This is a genomic window from Herbaspirillum huttiense, from assembly GCF_047300815.1.
GTDB classification, from domain to species: Bacteria; Pseudomonadota; Gammaproteobacteria; order Burkholderiales; family Burkholderiaceae_D; genus Herbaspirillum; species Herbaspirillum huttiense_A.
Genome location: NZ_CP178609.1, coordinates 343,001 through 360,123, shown reverse-complemented (window position 1 = coordinate 360,123; position 17,123 = coordinate 343,001). Strand labels below are relative to the sequence as shown.

Below are 17,123 nucleotides of genomic sequence, written 5' to 3'. Positions count from 1 at the left end.
CCTTGATTTCGCCAGGCCAGGCCATGAGCCAGGCCTGCGTCAATTGATCAGACATCGATACCGGTCGATGGTGATCGCGGAACCAGCACCTGGTCATCCCCTGGTGCCAAGGCGTAGTGAATTGATCCAGTTTCCGGGTGAAAACCGGGGCCGGATTTGACCAGACTGTGCTGGCGGCGTCGGTTGATCCAGGTTCTTGCCAGCGATCAATCTGGAGGCCTTAGTCGATATGTCTCTGCGGTGCGAAGGTGCTGCAAGAGACCGCAATGCTGATTCACGAAAGCGTTTTATCGGGCTGCTCCAGCAACGACCGCTTGGGGCATTCACGTCAAGATCAAAGAGGTCAAAAGACCCTTCAACCGGAGACAGTTGTAATGACATCGATACAGATTTTTTCACTTTTACTATTGGGCTGCGTATTTATCCTCAGTTTCTGGCGGCATATCAATCTGGGGCTGGCGATGTTGCCTGGTGCGTTTCTCCTTGCGCATATTGCCGGTCTTCCGGCAAAGACCTTATACAGCGGCTATCCCACGCAGCTCACCATACTGGTATTGGGCGTCATGTTCTTGTGGCATCACGTCCAGGAAAGCGGCCTTACCAGCCTGATCGTGCGCAATGCGGTCAAGCTTGCGACCGGGCGCGTATATTTTCTGCCCTGGATTATGTTCTCCCTCACTGCGCTGATCAGCGGCATCGGCGCCTTGCCGGCAGCAGCGTTCGCCATCACTATTCCGGTCGCCTTGGAGATTGCCAAACGAGAAAAGATCAGCGTCGCTCTGATGGGCATCATATGCATCCAGGGCGGATGTGTCGGAGGGTTTTCCCCCTTCAATCCATGGGGAGTGCTGGTTGCCACAATGGCCAGGGGCGCAGATATCGCTTTCCTCAGCACGCACTTTTTCGTCTTTAACTTTATTCTTGGCCTGGCGGTCAGTCTGGTGGCGTTTTTTGCTTTCGGCGGCATCCATCTGCTGCGTCGCAAAGAATCGATTCAGACTATTGGCGTTAGTGCGCTGCAAGATGAAATGCCGACTTTCTCTGACCGGGCATATCGATTTTTCGCCGGCTTGTCGGTTCTGGTGTTCATCGTCATGGTAGTGATGAAATTCGATATTGGCCTGACTGGATTTGCGCTGGGATTCTTGTTGATGGTGGCGTTTCCCAACCGCGTGAAGAACGCGGTAATGAAGCTCCCATGGGCGATATTGATCATGATCGCGGGCGTACTCCTGTACGTGCATTTGCTGGAGGCACTGGGCGTCATGGAGGAAATTGGAAGTTTCCTCAGCAGTGCGAGCAATCCAGCCCTGGTCCGCATCGGCCTTTCTTTCGTCGGCACCATCGTCGCCAATTTTGAATCCTCGTCGATTGCCGTGCTCGGACTGGTCATCCCGATTGCCATCAAGGCATTACCGCATGACCTTTCCGCAGTGAGCGCGACATGGCATTTGTCCGTCCTTGCAGGAAGCATCGTCGTCATGTGCAGCAGCCCGTTCCATATTGGCGGCGCATTGGTTCTTGCAGAAGCAAGCAGTGACGAAAAGGTCTACAAGCAGTTGCTCATTTGGGTGCTTTGCCTGGCGGCATGCTTGCCATTTGTTGCGCTTCTGGCGTTATGAAATAGTGCATTGGTGCTTCATTGCGCAGTAACTCCCCTTGAAGCGCAGCGCGATGGCGTCGATACGATGTCCATCGCGCTGAGCTGGTGCCATTCGTGCCTGAGGGACCGATTTTATCAATCCATTTCGGATATCTACTGCCACCAGTTTTCGGTGAAGCGCCCTTTGAGCCATGCCACGAGCTCCCCGACTTTTGCCGGAATCATGTGCGGAGATGGATAAACTGCATGGACCTCCTGGCCAGGCAGCCGCCATTCGGGCAGGATTGGAACGATTTGGCCAGTGCGCAAGCCGTCGCTTGCGACATAGTGCGGTAGCACCGCCACGCCAAAGCCATCGCGTGCCGCAGACATCAGCACCGACAGATTGTTGGAACGCAGGCGTTCATTCACCGGCACAGCCAGTGATTTCTTTTCAGGTCCGGAAAAGCGCCAGACGGAATCGCCATGCGCAGTGCTGTACACGAGTGCGTCGTGTGCCGACAAGTCGCCGGGCTGCTCGGGCATTCCCTGTTTTTGCAGATAACCCGGCGCTGCCACAGCGATCCAGGGGCTGATGCCCAGATAGGTTGCGCCGAGGCTGGAGTCGTTGAGGCGGCCCATGCGGATAGCAATATCCACACCTTGCTCGACCAGGTTCACGTACCCATCGTTAAAACTAAGATCGATCTGCAATCGCGGATGTGTGCGCATGAAGTCCAGTACCATGGGGGCCAAGACGCGCCGGCCAAATGCGATAGATGCACTGATGCGCAAAACACCCTGGACCTGGGATTGCATTAATTTGGCAACTGATCTCGCTTCTTCGTCGAGACTCACAATGAGCTTGCATTTCTCGTAGTAGGCGCTTCCAACTTCGGTGGGTGTCACGCCATGCGTTGATCGATGCAAGAGCCTGGCGTCCAACTCTTTTTCCATCCGCGCAACCTGCTTGGTGGTTGCCGGCTGACCTATGCCCAATTCGCTGGCGGCCCTGCTGAATGAACCTAGTTCAACGACACGGGTGAATAGTCTTAGCGCTTGGATTCGATCCATTTTTTGCATCCTCTGGTGTCCGGGTTAAGCCGCGCAGGTGAAATCATTTTTTTCGCACTATAGCGTCTCATCTCTATCTGGAATAAACAAGGAATCTGTTAGTGAGTGCGATCCTCGGGAAACTGATTCGCGGATCTTTCTTTTTGACGAGATGGAGAGGAAAGGAGCGCGTATTCCTGCGTGGAATAAACGTCATTCGATGGATCTGCCTTCCGTAGCTCTGGTGAAGTTGGGATTATGCGTTCTGACTACAACATATTCATTCGGCAGGAGAGGCGTATGGCAAAGATGAAGGCTGTGCTGGCTGCAGTGCTGGTTCTGGAAAAAGAGGGCATCACACAAGCGTTCGGCGTTCCCGGTGCCGCCATCAATCCGTTCTATGCAGCATTGCGTGAACGGCAATCGATCGCTCATGTATTGGCGCGCCATGTCGAAGGCGCTTCGCACATGGCCGAGGGCTACACGCGCGCCAAAGCCGGCAATATCGGCCTTTGCATAGGCACAAGCGGCCCTGCCGGCACCGATATGATCACCGGCCTTTACTCGGCAAGTGCTGACAGCATTCCCATACTGTGCGTTACCGGACAAGCACCACGCGCAAGGCTGTACAAGGAAGACTTCCAGGCCGTCGATATCGAATCCATCGCCAAGCCTGTCACCAAGTGGGCAGTGACTGTGCGTGAGCCAGCGCTGGTGCCGCGAGCGTTTCAGCAGGCTTTTCATCTGATGCGATCAGGCCGCCCTGGCCCAGTGCTGATCGATCTGCCGTTTGACGTGCAGATGGCGGATATCGAGTTCGACATCGATACTTATGAGCCGCTGCCCGTGTACAAGCCCGCAGCCACGCGCAAGCAGATTGAAAAGGCGCTGGATCTGCTGGGCGAGTCGTCCAGGCCGGTGATCGTCGCCGGCGGCGGCATTATCAACGCCGATGCCTCCGCATTGCTGGTCGAATTTGCTGACATCACAGGTGTGCCTGTGATCCCGACATTGATGGGGTGGGGAGCGATTCCGGACGATCACCCTTTGATGGCTGGTATGTGCGGCCTGCAGACGAGCCACAGGTATGGCAATGCCACGATGTTAGCCAGCGATTTCGTTCTTGGCATCGGAAATCGCTGGGCCAATCGCCACACCGGATCTGTCGAGGTCTACACCAAAGGCAGGAAGTTCGTGCATGTGGATATCGAACCCACCCAGATTGGACGCGTCTTCAATCCCGACCTGGGCATTGTCTCGGATGCGGCTGCGGCACTTCGCCTGTTCGTCGATGTGGCACGTGAACGCAAGGCTGCGGGAAAACTGAAGACGTATACGGACTGGGCCGGGCGCTGCGCTCAACGGAAAATGGTGATGCAGAGAAAAACTGCATTCGACAATATCCCGATCAAGCCTCAGCGTGTCTACGCAGAGATGAATGCAGCATTTGACAGGGATACGGTGTTTGTCTCCACCATCGGCCTGTCGCAAATCGCTGGCGGCCAGTTTCTTCAGGTGTTCGGTCCGCGCCAGTGGATCAATTGCGGACAAGCGGGCCCGCTGGGCTGGACCGTTCCCGCTGCGCTGGGCGTCGCCGCTGCAGACCCTTCAAAGACAGTCGTGGGCTTGTCTGGCGATTATGACTTTCAGTTCATGATTGAGGAGCTCGCAGTCGGCGCCCAGTTCAACATTCCGTACGTTCAGGTCCTTGTCAATAACAGTTACCTGGGGCTGATCCGCCAGGCACAGCGTGGATTCAGCATGGACTATTGCGTGCAGCTGGCTTTTGAAAACCAGAACGTAACTGATCCTGCGCTGCAGGGGTATGGCGTCGATCACATGCAAGTTGTACACGGTCTCGGATGCAAAGCGATTCGTGTTGTTGATCCAGAGGATTTGCAAGCTGCGTTGCGGACTGCGCAAACGCTGGCGCGGGAGCATCGCGTGCCGGTCGTCGTAGAAGTGATCCTGGAGCGCGTTACCAACATTGCGATGGGAACTGAAATTGACAATGTCGTTGAATTTGAGGAAATCGACTGTCGTTATCCTGGCGGCTTGAAAGGGATCGAGGAAGCCGGCCTTCTCGAATAAACGTAGATCCAACGCCTATCAGCGGGTGCCTTGCCAATGGCAGGGCGCAGGCTTAGACATCACTTTTCAGGAGGTAAACATGCCACGCTTTGCGGCGAATCTCACGATGCTTTTCACTGAAGTGCCTTTCCTCGACCGTTTCGAACTGGCCGCAAATGCCGGTTTTACCGCCGTAGAATTCCTGTTTCCTTACGCATTTTCGGCGCGACAGATTCGCGACCGGCTCGATACGTATGGATTGGAGCTGGTGCTGCACAATTTGCCAGCAGGCGATTGGGAGTCAGGCGAGCGTGGTATTGCCTGCCTGCCGAACCGGATTGACGAATTCCGCACCGGCGTGATGCAAGCGATCGAATACGCTGCCGCCCTTGGCGTCAAGCAGCTCAATTGCCTTGCAGGCAAGGCGCCTGCCGGTATTGCGGATGACGTCTTGCGGACCACCCTTGTCGAAAATCTTCGGTTTGCCGCCCGTGAGCTGAAAAGCGCCGGCCTGGATCTGTTGGTCGAACCGGTCAATACCTTCGATATTCCGAACTTCTATCTGTGCCACACAGAGCAGGCGGTAAGCATCCTGCGAGATGTCGATGAGAGCACCGCTTTCCTTCAGTATGATATTTACCACGCGCAGCGCATGGAAGGAGAGTTGGCTGCCACTGTGCAAAAACACCTGCATCTGATCCGCCATATCCAGCTGGCTGACAATCCGGGCCGTAATGAGCCTGGAACAGGGGAAATCAACTACCCGTTCCTGTTCTCCTTGCTGGACCGTCTTGGATATAACGGCTGGGTCGGGTGTGAATACAAGCCAAAGTCCTCCACTGAAGAAGGTCTGACCTGGCGCCAACAGCTCATCTAAACATCATTCAAATTTCATCCCAAGGAGAAAATCGTGAGATCGACTTTCCAAAAACTCAAGATCGGCTTTGTCGGCCTCGGCATTATGGGGGCGCCAATGGCAAGTCATCTTGTCAAGGCAGGCCATCAGGCATTCGTCTACACCCACGGAAAAATCCCATCGGAAATAGCGGAATCTCCTGCGATTCAATGCCTCAACGCTCGTGACGTCGCGGAACGTGCGGACATCATTTTTATCATGGTCCCGGATACGCCCGACGTAGAGGCCGCGCTATTTTCGCCAAACGGCATCGCCGCCGGCCTTACAAAGGGTAAGACGGTCGTCGACATGAGTTCAATCTCGCCGATCGCGACAAAAGGCTTTGCCAGAAATATCAGGGATCTCGAGTGCGACTATCTGGATGCCCCGGTTTCTGGGGGCGAAGTAGGTGCAAGGAACGCGACACTGTCGATCATGGTAGGCGGTGACGAGGCTGTATTTGAACGGGTGAAGCCACTGTTTGATCTCATGGGAAAGAACATCACGCTAGTCGGAGGCAACGGTGATGGCCAGACTGCGAAAGTCGCCAATCAGATCATCGTGGCGTTGAATATCGAAGCGGTCGGAGAGGCTTTGTTGTTTGCTTCGCGCGCAGGCGCTGATCCGGAACGTGTTCGTGAGGCACTGATGGGAGGCTTCGCGTCCAGCAAGGTCCTCGAAGTTCATGGCCCGCGCATGATCAACCGCAGGTTCGAGCCTGGCTTTCGCATTGAATTGCATCAGAAGGACCTCAACCTGGCTCTCTCCAGTGCGCGCGCACTTGGTGTTTCGTTGCCTAACACCGCCACGGCGCAAGAGCTCTTCAATTCTTGCGCTGCACATGGCGGAAAGGCCTGGGATCACTCGGCGATGGTGCGCGCCCTCGAGAAGCTTACCAACTTTGAGATCGGTCAAAAGGCATGAAAAGGTCCGCGCCCGCAGCTCTGTTGCATCACATGTTCGAGGCGGCCCAGGCGTTCCGCCATATTTTCGCATCCAGAGATCTTGCGTAGGGCCGCCGTATTATTGTCATTTGTGCCGGCAAGGCGTCGGAAGTGGGGCCAGCTTTGCTACAGCTCTTCCTTATTTTCCGGGGAATCGGTATAGGGGAGAGGGACTCGGTGCCGATGGTCGAAAAGCACACGCCAGGGAATGATGGGCCGGCCGGGGTTCAGTAGATACTTGCGGATCTTTAAGCGCTTTCAAAATCTATAAGCGACAGATGCCAGCGTAAGCATGTCGGCGAATCTGGTTGTAGAACATCTCAATGTATATATTTCGGGAGCGCTCGTGAGAACTCAGTTCGGTTTGAGTCGGGTGCTCAAATCGGATTGAACTGGACAGTGCGGCGGCTAGCTTGATGGAGCGAAGCGTAGAAGTCCGTTATTGGCCGATTGCAGCCCTATCCAGCAATTCAATAGTGGGGTAGAAGTGCGCCTGGTGGGGCGTTTGAATTGCAACTACCTAGTGCTTTTAGAGGCAATTTGGTGGGGAAGACGAGTGCACATATTCAGTCAAATCTCCAGATGAGGTTTTAACGCGCCAGTTTGATGAAAATGCAGCCCATCGACAGTCACGCCGAATTGATATGGACATAGGCACCCCACACTTTCCCCAGAACGCCTCCTTAATACTCTACGCGCGACGACATCACAGGCACTCAAGGTTTGGCCATCGGGGCCAGCGCCGGGAATTATCTGACACCGTTGCCCGATGCAATTTCAGCGTCTCTGGACAATTTCGACACTGAGGATGAAGGTTCACTCATTTTCACTGAGCAGGCTATGGGACATCAACGACCGCTGGTTATCGACAGAGAAGGAATTTGGGCTGAAACCCTCCATATCCACCGCACTCGTTCCCAAAATCAGGCTAAACGATCAATATGTATGCCTGCCAATTCCAGCAGTTTTCCCCGTAACTCGACATCATCACCCGCAGCAACCATGCTCGCCTCAATTAAACGGAAGAACTCGTCACCGCCTAACGCTGCAAGTTCCTGCCGTATCTCGAGCCGCCATAATTTAAAGACCTGGTAAATTTCGTTAGCGATATTTGTTTGACCTAGCGTCGTTGATCTTTTGTAAGCAACGACATTGCTCGTTGGCGAAATGAGAATCTTATACGAGATATAGTCTGCATAATTAGCTAAGTTGGGATGAAAAGTATGCCGTGCAGTTCTTTTCGCAACATTGCAGTCAATGCAACAGACAGCTAGATTTTCAACATCAAAACAGAGTTTACGCGCATGGCTCTGCGCAAGTGCCGACTTGGTCCCCGGTGTTTTGGGTAGGACATGATCGATGTTGATGGCCATACCATGCAGATATAGTTGTCGGCGGCAGTAGCAGCAGAAACCTCGTTGGCGATCAGTCAGATACGTGCGCAGTAAATTTCTGGTCTTACTCAAACATTTTTCGTTGCCATTCTGCAGCGTCTCGAAAAACGTGTCGGCCCTTTTCTTGTAGGCAAGCTGATTAGGTGTTGGTTTTTTAGGCAGCGATATCTTTGGCAGTTTTCCTCCAGTCGAAAAGAACGCCCACGCATCTACGGTTGCAATATCGCCATAGATCGTTTCCCACCGAAGCGTATCTAGGATCTCTGCTTCATTAAGGTCTTCCTTGGTCGGATCAGGGAGGAGGTCGATTAGGTTATTCATCGTGAGCGTCGGCGATATCGATAATTTCTAGCGCTTTTTCCAAAAAAAGTTTGTCACGCGGCGTCAGATCGTTAGCATAGAATTTTTCCAGTTCTTGGCGTGCTTGTACTGATGTGGTTGTTTCATGGGTCAGGCTGTGCAGAATCTTCGCGCATGTCTCCGGCACGATACTGCTCGACAAGGGAAGGTAGTGGAACCGGTTAAATAAAAGTTCTTCGATATTCGATGGGATTTCCTGCGATGTGACGGTTTCACCGTCTGGAATCGTGTAGATAAAGTCTAGCTCTTGCGTCGTGTTGGAAATGATCACAGGCGAGTGTGTTGCAACTATCAATACACATCCTGTTAGAGACGAAAGGGTTGAGCGAAACAGTTTGGGCAACTCTGCCTGCCATGTCACATGCAGACTGATCTCCGGCTCATCGATCAAGATCAGGCAATTGTCTTCTGCCTCTTGTGCCACTGTGAGCAGCAACCGGATTTTTTGTACGTACCCCGAACTCAAATCTTCTGGAAAATAGCGGTCCGGCTTGCCTTTTGGGCCAAGCTTGCAGAAGAACCGCAGATCGAGACTCAGGCACCGCTCCAAAATATCTGCATCGTGAACAGCAATCCCCCGCCAATCGACTTCCTCACAACGCTTAATCGCGCCTTCTGCAGTTGTACGTTGAGCCTCATTTGCACGGCGGCCCAGCGGGGTACGCTTGTCCCACATCGTAGCGGCAGGAGAAAACGACAGCTCCATGTGCAAGTCTTCTAGGATGGTTTCGATCAACTTTTTTTTCCCGTTCTTCAACAAGCTTAATATCAGCAACGTAATACTTTTATTTAAGGTCGTAAGAAAAACTGCATTTTGTTTGGAGCGATAGCCTAGGTAGCGCACCTTTCCGGTCGATCTCGGGTCAAATCGATCCATCATCCCGCAGGGTAAAGCGATGATTTTGCCGAAATCGTTGGCATAATTTTTCGTGCATTTCTGCAAAAAAGTACTTTTCCCGGATCCGTTATCTCCGATGATGTAGAAAAACAGGTTATCTTTTGAGCGAGTATTGCGGTCTAGAACTATCATGATTTTATTGTTAAGGAATCTAAGATACTTGGTGACCCGAGAGGAGAATTGTCAGATCCTGGCCGTTAGATGCCTACTCAAGCGCTAGTCCGCTCGTAGTAGCCTTTGAGTTCTGCGCATGCCTTATCAAAGTGTTGATAATAAGTGCTGCAGAAAGCTTCCTCATTGTCAGAGAGTTGCAGCCACGATGGCAGCACTGAAAGCTTTGCGTCTTGCGCAAAACGGGCCAAATCTGAGAGAGCCGTTTTGGCGCCCATGTCCTCTAACGGCCCAAAACAACCTGCATTTCGGACTGAATAGTCGATTAACCACATCCAGTGAACAGCACGTTCAGGTGCAGATAGAGCACTTTCACCCTGTTCGGCCATTTTCTGAATAGCAAGGCCGCCAGCATCAAGTAACCACGTTTCAAGGTCAATATCCAATAGTTTCCCCTTTTTAGAAGCAATGTACTCAGTACTGCTGGATGCCTGCTTCTGGCCGAGAGTGGACTTCTGTGCCTCCAGTTGTCGATCTGTCCTCTTGGCCGTCAGGCTGTCTTGCTTGCTAATTCCATTTTTGATGTCCAAGTCCAACTGAGACCTGTCCAGAAACATCCGGAATATGCATTTTCAGCATACAAATTATAAATGGACAGGAATTCCACATATAAAGCCGTTTTTCGCGCGCAAATTGTGTTTCCAAGTGCTTGATTTAATAAGGGGGGCTGTCCATTTATAATTTTTCTCTACAACAAGCAACCAAGATCGGAATCGCCACGAGTGCGCTGACATAGGCGGCGATCTTGCTGTGCCTGGCGTGCACCACCTTGGTGGCCTCAAGTAAATTAGACAGAATAGACATCATTAACCTCACCCATATCAATACCTTGAAGATGACGCGCATACCCCACCGAACTGGGGCACTCCGTCACACGACTTAAGCGATCTCACCGAAAATCGAAGGAATTCATTTTCTGCTTTCATTTTTCACACTTTTTATCCGAGTGAATAAGTAGACCGCAGATCCCAACTCAGGGGGGATCAGCATTTTCGCTAATTCTGCTGCCTCCACCATCTCAAAGTTCTCTTGTTCAGAATAGGCTCCCCAACTTCCACTCGCCACTTGATACTGGCTTCCGATCATGATGTAGAGCTGTACGCTGGATGTCTGAAAAATATGATGCTCAAACGGATTTTCTGCCGGGGGCCACGAACACACTACGACTTCTGGCGCATACCGCTCAAGGGCAGAGACCGCATCGCATTTCACTACGTCAGAGGGATACTTTATCCGGTGGCCCCAACTGTAATCATCGGTTGCGGTAACCTTCACTCCACATCCCTTTAAGAAGCGTGTCAGAGTTCCGTCGCCCGCACCTATTTCCAGCGTTTTTCTAGGGCCGATCAGCTTTGCAAGAGTCCTGACGAAATCGCGACTGTAAAAACAGTAAATCCCCTTAGACGATACCAACGGCATCAGAAGCTCCCGCTGGCCCAACAAGGGCCAGATCAGCCTGAATAGTCGCAAGCTGACCATCTTCCGTTCCAACCCGCGGGAGAATAGCAGCCACTGAGCAAGCCCCCCGTTCCAGAAGTTGAAGCGCACTTTTCCTCTGGCATTTCCGCTTGCCAACGACAAACTGCAGTCCTTCACGGCCAAGCAAATCATCTGATATCGAACCTGCCTGTATGTCGCCTCCCACATGGCCTTTGTTAGCACCTCTTGCCGAAAACCCTTACGATGCCGTGGCCACTCGGGCGGATTCTCTGTCAGTCGCCTCAAATCCTCGGGACTGCCTGTTGTAATCACTTCGTTCAATTGCTGCTGGGCGATTTCCCATTGTTCTGGAAACTCATTACAGAGATCCATCAGTTTGGGTCTGGTTGCCAACCAGCGGACGATATCTTGGGGCGTCTTCATCATCTATAGACGTGAACATACATATCCCGGGCCGTCTGCCAAGCATTCCATCGATCAGCCGGCGGCGCTCAGGTCAGTTCTGTTCCAGCCCCCAGATCAGATGAGAGTCAATCAATAGTTGGTAATAACTCCTGATCGCCGAAGTCTTGGCTCCCAATGCCCCTTGCTGGGCAGTGGCGGCTTGGCGTTGGGTAAGCAACAATCCTTGCAAATCGCCCTCACCCAACAAGTAGGCTCGCTGCATCAGACGCGCGTTCTCACGCATGGAGTTCGCGCTTTCCTCTGCCAGTAGCATGCCATCGTAGTTGCTTTGCACAGTGATGATCGATGAATCGATTTCGGCGCCGATCTGCCTCCGAATAGCCTCAAGTTCCTGGCGTTTGGCCTCCGCCACATGCGTCGCTTGGATAGCCCTCTCGCTGCGGGACCCACTCGGGATCGGGATGCTGATCGATACGCCGACGAGTCGCTCCCTGCCGCGCGCCTCGGATCCACTGAAGACCCCAAGAGTGGGGTCTGGCGTCCGTTCGGCTCTGCTGCGCTGTGCTTGTGCATCTGCGCTTCGCCATGCGGCCTCGGCAGCCTTAAACCGGTCACTTTGCTCGCGAATTCGGGCTTGTAAATAACCAGAATCCTGCGCCAGCGCGGAGATGTTGGGGAAATTGGAGAACTGTCCATCAAAACCTGGGAAGCGGCTATGCAGTTGTGTCCATGTCAATGAAGCACCAAGCTTGGCTTCGTTGGTCTGTCGACGCTGTTCCGCCAACTCGGACTGCGCCAGGCTCACATCGAGCTTGGCGGCATCACCGGCTTTCGCACGCTTCTGTACGGCAGAAAGATTTTCTACCGCAAACTGCTGCATGCTCTTGCTGAGTTCATAGTTGGCATTGGCCTGCAACCAGGCCATCCATAACTCCAGTAGATCGCGCGCAGCCTCGTGCATGGCTTCGCCGTAGCGCGCCTCGGCTTCATCCACCGTCGCCTGACCAAGTTTGCGGTCTGCCGACGCCTTGGCGGGCAGGCGGATCGTGCGCTCCAGAGCGACGTTCCACTCATTCGAGTTCGCTTCGTTTTCGACACGACGGCGCTGGCCGGTAGCGCGCGCCGTCCATTCATAGGGCGATGCGTCAAGAATATTGGATTCTCGACGTGCCGCATCCAGCGTGGCCCGCGCAGCAGCAACGGAGGGATCCTGTTCCAACAGGGGGCGCGCAACCAGCGCCGGGATCGGACCGTCCGGTATGCCGGGGGAGCTTTGGGCTTGCGCGAACAACGGCAGAAAGAGCGCTGTCAGTAAAGTGCTACGAAGATTCATGCAAATTCTCCTTGTTCGAACACGGCCGTCACCCAGTAGCGCAGCCCCGAACGAGCAAATGTGTTTTTCAGACCGGAGAGCAACTTATCTTTGGCTTGCTCAGTGCAGAGGATTTGAACTTGCGTCATGACCGCACGCCCCAGAACTTGTTCGGACGCGGACAGGCGTTCCCGCTCAACCCCGTGTGCTGCCACGGTTACGCTGGTAAACACAGCGACGTCAGGCGCGACGAGCAATGAATCCAGCAATTGCTCTTCAAGATTGCGTGGACATAAGATAGTGATGATGGAATCAGACATGCTTGATCTCCTGGCTGGGTTCTTTGTCGGCGCCAGCGAACTTAAGATAGAGGATAGGCAATAGCATCAGGGTCAATGCGGTTGCAGTAATTAGGCCACCAATGACCACGATGGCCAGCGGGCGCTGGATCTCGGATCCGGGACCGCTTGCGAACAGCAGCGGAATCAGGCCAAACGCCGTGATGGACGCGGTCATCATCACAGGCCGCAAACGTCGCTTGGCACCGGTGACTACGACTTCGCGCAACGGCATTCCCTCATGTCGCAGCTGATTGAAATAGCCCACGAGAACGACACCGTTGAGCACCGTAATCCCGAGTAAGGCGATGAAGCCCACCGAAGCAGGAACAGACAGGTACTCACCGGTCAGCCACAAGGCCACGATGCCACCCACAAGCGCGAACGGAATGATGCTGAGAATAAGCAGTGCCTGCCTGATCGACCCGAAAGTGGCAAACAGCAGTACGAAGATCAATCCCAGCGAAATGGGCACTACTACGCCCAAACGGGCCGCAGCACGTTGCTGGTTTTCAAACTGCCCACCCCAGCTCATACGATAGCCGGTTGGCAATTTCAGCTTCTGCGCCACTTTGGCTTGCGCTTCTTGCACGAAGCCCACCAGGTCGCGGCCGCTGACGTTGGCGATAACAACACTGTAGCGGCTACCCATCTCCCGGTCGATTTTGACTGGTCCAGCCGCGCGCTCCAGAGTCGCAATACTGGACAGAGGAACCGTCATACCATCTTTTCCAGTGATACGAACTGCCGAAAACTCGGCAGGTGACAGCCGAATCGATTCAGAAGCACGTAACAGGATGGGGGTACGACGGTTGCCTTCGATCACCGTGCCTGTCTGCTGGCCCTCGATCTGCACCCGCAGCGCATCCTGGACGTCTTCCACCGAGAGGCCCAAGCGGCCTGCCTGCATACGGTCGACGATCACCCGCATGTATTGCACCCCATCGTTTTGAACCGTATATACGTCCTGATTGCCGGAGATGGTCTTGAGCACTTGTTCAACCTGGGTCGCGTATGAGTTGAGCTGTTCAAGGTCGGGGCCGAATATTTTGACCGCAATGTCGCCCCGTACGCCAATGATCATCTCGGAGACGCGCATTTCGATAGGCTGGGTAAAACTGTAAGAGATGCCAGGCAGGGTATCCAGGACCTTGCGAATTTCTGCCAGCAACTCGTCCTTTGTCTTCATGCGCCACTCACTCTGCGGCTTAAGCAGCAGATAAGTGTCGGTCTGATTAAGACCCATTGGATCCAAGCCAATCTCATCGGAACCGGCGCGCGCCACCACTCCCGTCACCTCCGGGATCTCTTTCATCAGTGCCTGATGAATCTTCAAGTCAATTGCTGCGCTTTCCTCCAGGCTCACGGAGGGGAGTTTTTCAATGCCGACAATCAAGCTCCCCTCATCCATGGTCGGCATGAATGTCTTGCCTACCTGCGTGTAGAGCACGCCAGCCAGCGCCAACATCAGGACTGCGCCAATCGATACCACCCGCTGATGTCTAAGTACCCATTCAAGCAAAGGGGAATATGCTTGCAGCAGCTTACGCGGCAGCCAAGGTTCTTCATGGCTGACATTCTTGATGAGATAAGATGCGATGACGGGAATGACGGTGAAGGAAAGCAGCAGGGAGCCGGCCAACGCGAAAACGATAGCCATTGCCACCGGCGCGAAAAACTTGCCCTCCAGATCCTGCAAAGTCAGCAACGGCAAAAATACGGTGATGATGATCAGGATTCCAGATGTCACGGGCACTGCAACTTCCTTTACGGCCCGATATACGATATGCAATCTGGGAAGTTTTCCGTCACTCTTGTCGTCGGCCAGCCGCTGCACGATGTTTTCAGTTACCACCACTGCTGCATCCACCAGCATACCGATCGCAATCGTCAGCCCTCCCAGGCTCATAAGGTTGGCCGACATGTCAAAGCTGCGCATGAGGATGAATGTGATAAGAGCCGCGAGCGGTAGTACTAAAGCGACGGTTACTGCTGCCCGCACGTTGCCGAGGAACAGTCCGAGCAGTACCAGAACCAAAATGGTCGCTTCCAGCAGTGCACGAGAAACCGCACCTACCGCCTTATCAACCAACGAGGCCCGATCATAAAAGACATCGAGCGTTACCCCTTTGGGTAAAGTCGACTGGATCTCTTCAAGCTTCTTTTTGACTCCTTCGACTACCTTTTGTGCATTGGCGCCGGCCAACCCCAATACCAGCCCTTGCACCGCCTCGCCTTGTCCGCTCTTGGTGACCACACCATTGCGTGTCATCGTTCCGACACGAACTTCGGCCAATGAACCGACACGCACGGGCGAGCGGTCCTTAACGGTGACGACAACGGAACGCAGGTCATCCAGATTCTGGATACTGCCTTCGGTTCGGACCAGGAGAACCTCGCCACCTTCAGACAGGCGTCCGGCACCATCATTCATGTTATTACTGCGCAATGCATCTTTCAGTTGCGCCATCGTGATACCGGCGCTGGCAAGTTTGAGTGGATCGGGGATGATCTCGAACGAACGGACCATTCCACCCAATGAATTTACATCCGCTACGCCTGGGACCGTACGCAACGCGGGACGAATTACCCAATCGAGCAAACTGCGCTTGTCCGCCAGACTCATTCCATCCGCTTCGATGGTGAACATAAACATTTCACCTAATGGTGTTGTCACGGGGGCCATGCCGCCGCTGATTCCCTGAGGAAGCAACTCTGCGATCCCGGCAAGGCGCTCGTTAACCTGCTGGCGTGCCCAATAGCGGTCGGTTCCATCTTCGAAGTCGATCGTGACATCGACCAGTCCGTACTTGGTCACCGAGCGCAGGATCTTGGTCTTGGGAATGCCAAGCATTTCCACCTCGATCGGTACTGCAATACGGCTCTCGACCTCTTCGGGGGTCATGCCGGGCGCTTTCATGATTACCTTGACCTGCGTACTGGATACATCGGGGAATGCATCGATCGGCAGTTGGGTGAACGCAAACCATCCGGCTCCGGCAAGCATAAGTGCCCCTAGCAACACGAACAGTCGCTGGGATAGGGAGAACTGGATAAGTCGGGCGAGCATTATTTCCCTCCCTTGTCATCCAACCACGCGCCTTTCAGGGCAACGATGCCGCTAGTGGCAATTTTTTCATTGGGTTGCAGCGCGCCCAGGATACGCAGACGCTGAGCTGCGCTAGCTTGCACCTTAACCGGACGGGCGTCGAATCCTTTTGCCGTGCGCACGAAGACAACCGCATAATCCCCGTCGTACGCGATGGCGGATAGCGGAACATCCCAGCTACCGGGTGTTTTCTCAGGCATCAGCTCCATGGTCACGAATTGGCCGGGCAGCAGCGCTCCCTGGCCGCCCTCCAGAGAGGCGCGCAAGGTCACGCTCTGGCTGCCCGCGGCCACGCTGGTGCCAACGCTAAGGAGTTTGCCCTTGACATTGATGCCTTTGACCTTCACCGGCGTCCCGGCACGCCAAGTGGCTGCATCCGAAGCAGAAACATGGATATCTGCTGTCAATACGTCAGCCTGTGTCAGGCGCATCAGCGGCGTACTGGCATCAACACGCTGCCCAAGTTTGACCTCGATATCAGTCACGATACCGCCCTTGGCGGCGCGTAGAATGAAACCATCCTCGACCGTGCCGGCGGTGCCCAGCCTGTCCATAAAACCTGCCATACGGAGAGCTGCTTTGACCTGGAACAGGGCCGCCTCACTCTCCTGCAGCGCGGCTTGCGACTCCTGCACCCGGCGCTGGGCAATGATGCCTTCATCAAAGAGCGCCTTCTCTCGCTGAGCATTTTGCGCGGCCAGGCTGTACTTTGCATTCGCTGTCATCAACTGCATCTGCAACTGACTAAAGTCCGGACTCACGACGCGCAGTAGCGGCGCACCTTGCTTCACGGTCTCGTTATGACGTACAAGAATCTGCGATACCATGCCGGCCAGCGGAGAACTAATGATTTGCTCGCGATCAGGCGGCACGGTGATTTGGGCGGGATACTGTACTGCCAGCGCTTCGGATTGCTGATCGAGCCGCACGAGCTGAATACCCAGTGCCTTAATCTGTTGATCGGTGATGGAGAATGATTTTGGCCTGTCGGCTGCATGGGCCGACAATGCTTGGAAGATGAGAATGGCAAGAGCAAGTCGCCCGACGAAAGCAGGTGTTTTCATATGGATGTCCTGATCTCCATCCGTCCGGGCAACACAAGGCAGCCCAGAGGCAGACGGATTAGTTCACTGCGAGAAATGTTGAGACGCG

The 17,123-nt window shown here is 54.0% G+C and carries 13 protein-coding genes; 4 read left to right on the top strand and 9 right to left on the bottom strand.

Annotation, left to right across the window (positions count from 1 at the left end; all coding sequences use genetic code 11):
• The first annotated feature begins 266 nt into the window (after positions 1-266).
• The gene (locus ACLRDN_RS27065) at positions 267-1,622 is read left to right on the top strand and encodes an SLC13 family permease (RefSeq protein WP_413460500.1); all 1,356 of its coding nucleotides are present in this window, start codon (positions 267-269) and stop codon (positions 1,620-1,622) included.
• Positions 1,623-1,756: 134 nt separating this feature from the next.
• Here the strand turns inward: ACLRDN_RS27065 and ACLRDN_RS27060 are convergent, their stop codons facing one another.
• Positions 1,757-2,656: a LysR substrate-binding domain-containing protein gene (locus ACLRDN_RS27060; protein ID WP_413460499.1), complete on the bottom strand. Its 900-nt coding sequence runs from the start codon at positions 2,654-2,656 to the stop codon at positions 1,757-1,759.
• A 279-nt stretch (positions 2,657-2,935) separates the two neighbouring features.
• On the opposite strand from ACLRDN_RS27060, the gene gcl reads away from it, so the two are divergent.
• From gcl to glxR, 3 genes are all read left to right on the top strand, one after another.
• Positions 2,936-4,726 carry a glyoxylate carboligase gene (gene gcl, locus ACLRDN_RS27055; RefSeq protein WP_413460498.1) on the top strand — a complete coding sequence of 597 codons (1,791 nt, stop codon included), beginning with the start codon at positions 2,936-2,938 and terminating at the stop codon, positions 4,724-4,726.
• A 79-nt stretch (positions 4,727-4,805) separates the two neighbouring features.
• Entirely contained in the window at positions 4,806-5,582 is a 777-nt protein-coding gene (gene hyi, locus ACLRDN_RS27050) for a hydroxypyruvate isomerase (RefSeq protein WP_413460497.1), read from the top strand.
• An 84-nt stretch (positions 5,583-5,666) separates the two neighbouring features.
• Complete coding sequence (glxR, locus tag ACLRDN_RS27045) at positions 5,667-6,524, top strand: 2-hydroxy-3-oxopropionate reductase (protein WP_413460842.1); 858 nt, start codon at positions 5,667-5,669, stop codon at positions 6,522-6,524.
• 943 nt (positions 6,525-7,467) lie between these two features.
• Here the strand turns inward: glxR and ACLRDN_RS27040 are convergent.
• The 8 genes from ACLRDN_RS27040 to ACLRDN_RS27005 all read right to left on the bottom strand — a co-directional run bounded on the left by ACLRDN_RS27040 (position 7,468) and on the right by ACLRDN_RS27005 (position 17,035).
• Positions 7,468-8,259, bottom strand: coding sequence for an HNH endonuclease (locus tag ACLRDN_RS27040; protein WP_413460496.1), 792 nt, complete (start codon positions 8,257-8,259; stop codon positions 7,468-7,470).
• Entirely contained in the window at positions 8,252-9,328 is a 1,077-nt protein-coding gene (locus ACLRDN_RS27035; RefSeq protein ID WP_413460495.1) for an AAA family ATPase, read from the bottom strand. The genes ACLRDN_RS27040 and ACLRDN_RS27035 overlap by 8 nt, the downstream gene beginning before the upstream one ends.
• Before the next feature lie 77 nt (positions 9,329-9,405).
• Positions 9,406-9,897, bottom strand: a complete 492-nt coding sequence (locus ACLRDN_RS27030) for a hypothetical protein (protein ID WP_413460494.1) — start codon at positions 9,895-9,897, stop codon at positions 9,406-9,408.
• A gap of 379 nt (positions 9,898-10,276) precedes the next feature.
• The gene (locus tag ACLRDN_RS27025) at positions 10,277-11,233 is read right to left on the bottom strand and encodes a hypothetical protein (RefSeq protein WP_050470055.1); all 957 of its coding nucleotides are present in this window, start codon (positions 11,231-11,233) and stop codon (positions 10,277-10,279) included.
• A gap of 70 nt (positions 11,234-11,303) precedes the next feature.
• Positions 11,304-12,545 (bottom strand): TolC family protein, encoded by a 1,242-nt coding sequence (locus ACLRDN_RS27020; RefSeq protein ID WP_050470053.1) that lies wholly within the window; start codon positions 12,543-12,545, stop codon positions 11,304-11,306.
• The gene (locus ACLRDN_RS27015; protein WP_050470052.1) at positions 12,542-12,844 is read right to left on the bottom strand and encodes a DUF3240 family protein; all 303 of its coding nucleotides are present in this window, start codon (positions 12,842-12,844) and stop codon (positions 12,542-12,544) included. Before ACLRDN_RS27015 ends, ACLRDN_RS27020 begins: the two co-directional genes overlap by 4 nt.
• Positions 12,837-15,932, bottom strand: a complete 3,096-nt coding sequence (locus ACLRDN_RS27010; RefSeq protein WP_061286720.1) for an efflux RND transporter permease subunit — start codon at positions 15,930-15,932, stop codon at positions 12,837-12,839. Before ACLRDN_RS27010 ends, ACLRDN_RS27015 begins: the two co-directional genes overlap by 8 nt.
• On the bottom strand, positions 15,932-17,035 hold the full coding sequence (locus ACLRDN_RS27005) for an efflux RND transporter periplasmic adaptor subunit (RefSeq protein ID WP_050470050.1): 1,104 nt from the start codon (positions 17,033-17,035) through the stop codon (positions 15,932-15,934). The genes ACLRDN_RS27010 and ACLRDN_RS27005 overlap by 1 nt, the downstream gene beginning before the upstream one ends.
• Positions 17,036-17,123 lie beyond the last annotated feature (88 nt).

Coding starts and splice junctions, on each gene's coding strand:
- ACLRDN_RS27065 (WP_413460500.1), top strand. CDS start 267: ATGCTGATTCACGAAAGCGTTTTATCGGGCTGCTCCAGCAACGACCGC.
- ACLRDN_RS27060 (WP_413460499.1), bottom strand. CDS start 2,656: ATGGATCGAATCCAAGCGCTAAGACTATTCACCCGTGTCGTTGAACTA.
- gcl (WP_413460498.1), top strand. CDS start 2,936: ATGGCAAAGATGAAGGCTGTGCTGGCTGCAGTGCTGGTTCTGGAAAAA.
- hyi (WP_413460497.1), top strand. CDS start 4,806: ATGCCACGCTTTGCGGCGAATCTCACGATGCTTTTCACTGAAGTGCCT.
- glxR (WP_413460842.1), top strand. CDS start 5,667: ATGGGGGCGCCAATGGCAAGTCATCTTGTCAAGGCAGGCCATCAGGCA.
- ACLRDN_RS27040 (WP_413460496.1), bottom strand. CDS start 8,259: ATGAATAACCTAATCGACCTCCTCCCTGATCCGACCAAGGAAGACCTT.
- ACLRDN_RS27035 (WP_413460495.1), bottom strand. CDS start 9,328: ATGATAGTTCTAGACCGCAATACTCGCTCAAAAGATAACCTGTTTTTC.
- ACLRDN_RS27025 (WP_050470055.1), bottom strand. CDS start 11,233: ATGATGAAGACGCCCCAAGATATCGTCCGCTGGTTGGCAACCAGACCC.
- ACLRDN_RS27020 (WP_050470053.1), bottom strand. CDS start 12,545: ATGAATCTTCGTAGCACTTTACTGACAGCGCTCTTTCTGCCGTTGTTC.
- ACLRDN_RS27015 (WP_050470052.1), bottom strand. CDS start 12,844: ATGTCTGATTCCATCATCACTATCTTATGTCCACGCAATCTTGAAGAG.
- ACLRDN_RS27010 (WP_061286720.1), bottom strand. CDS start 15,932: ATGCTCGCCCGACTTATCCAGTTCTCCCTATCCCAGCGACTGTTCGTG.
- ACLRDN_RS27005 (WP_050470050.1), bottom strand. CDS start 17,035: ATGAAAACACCTGCTTTCGTCGGGCGACTTGCTCTTGCCATTCTCATC.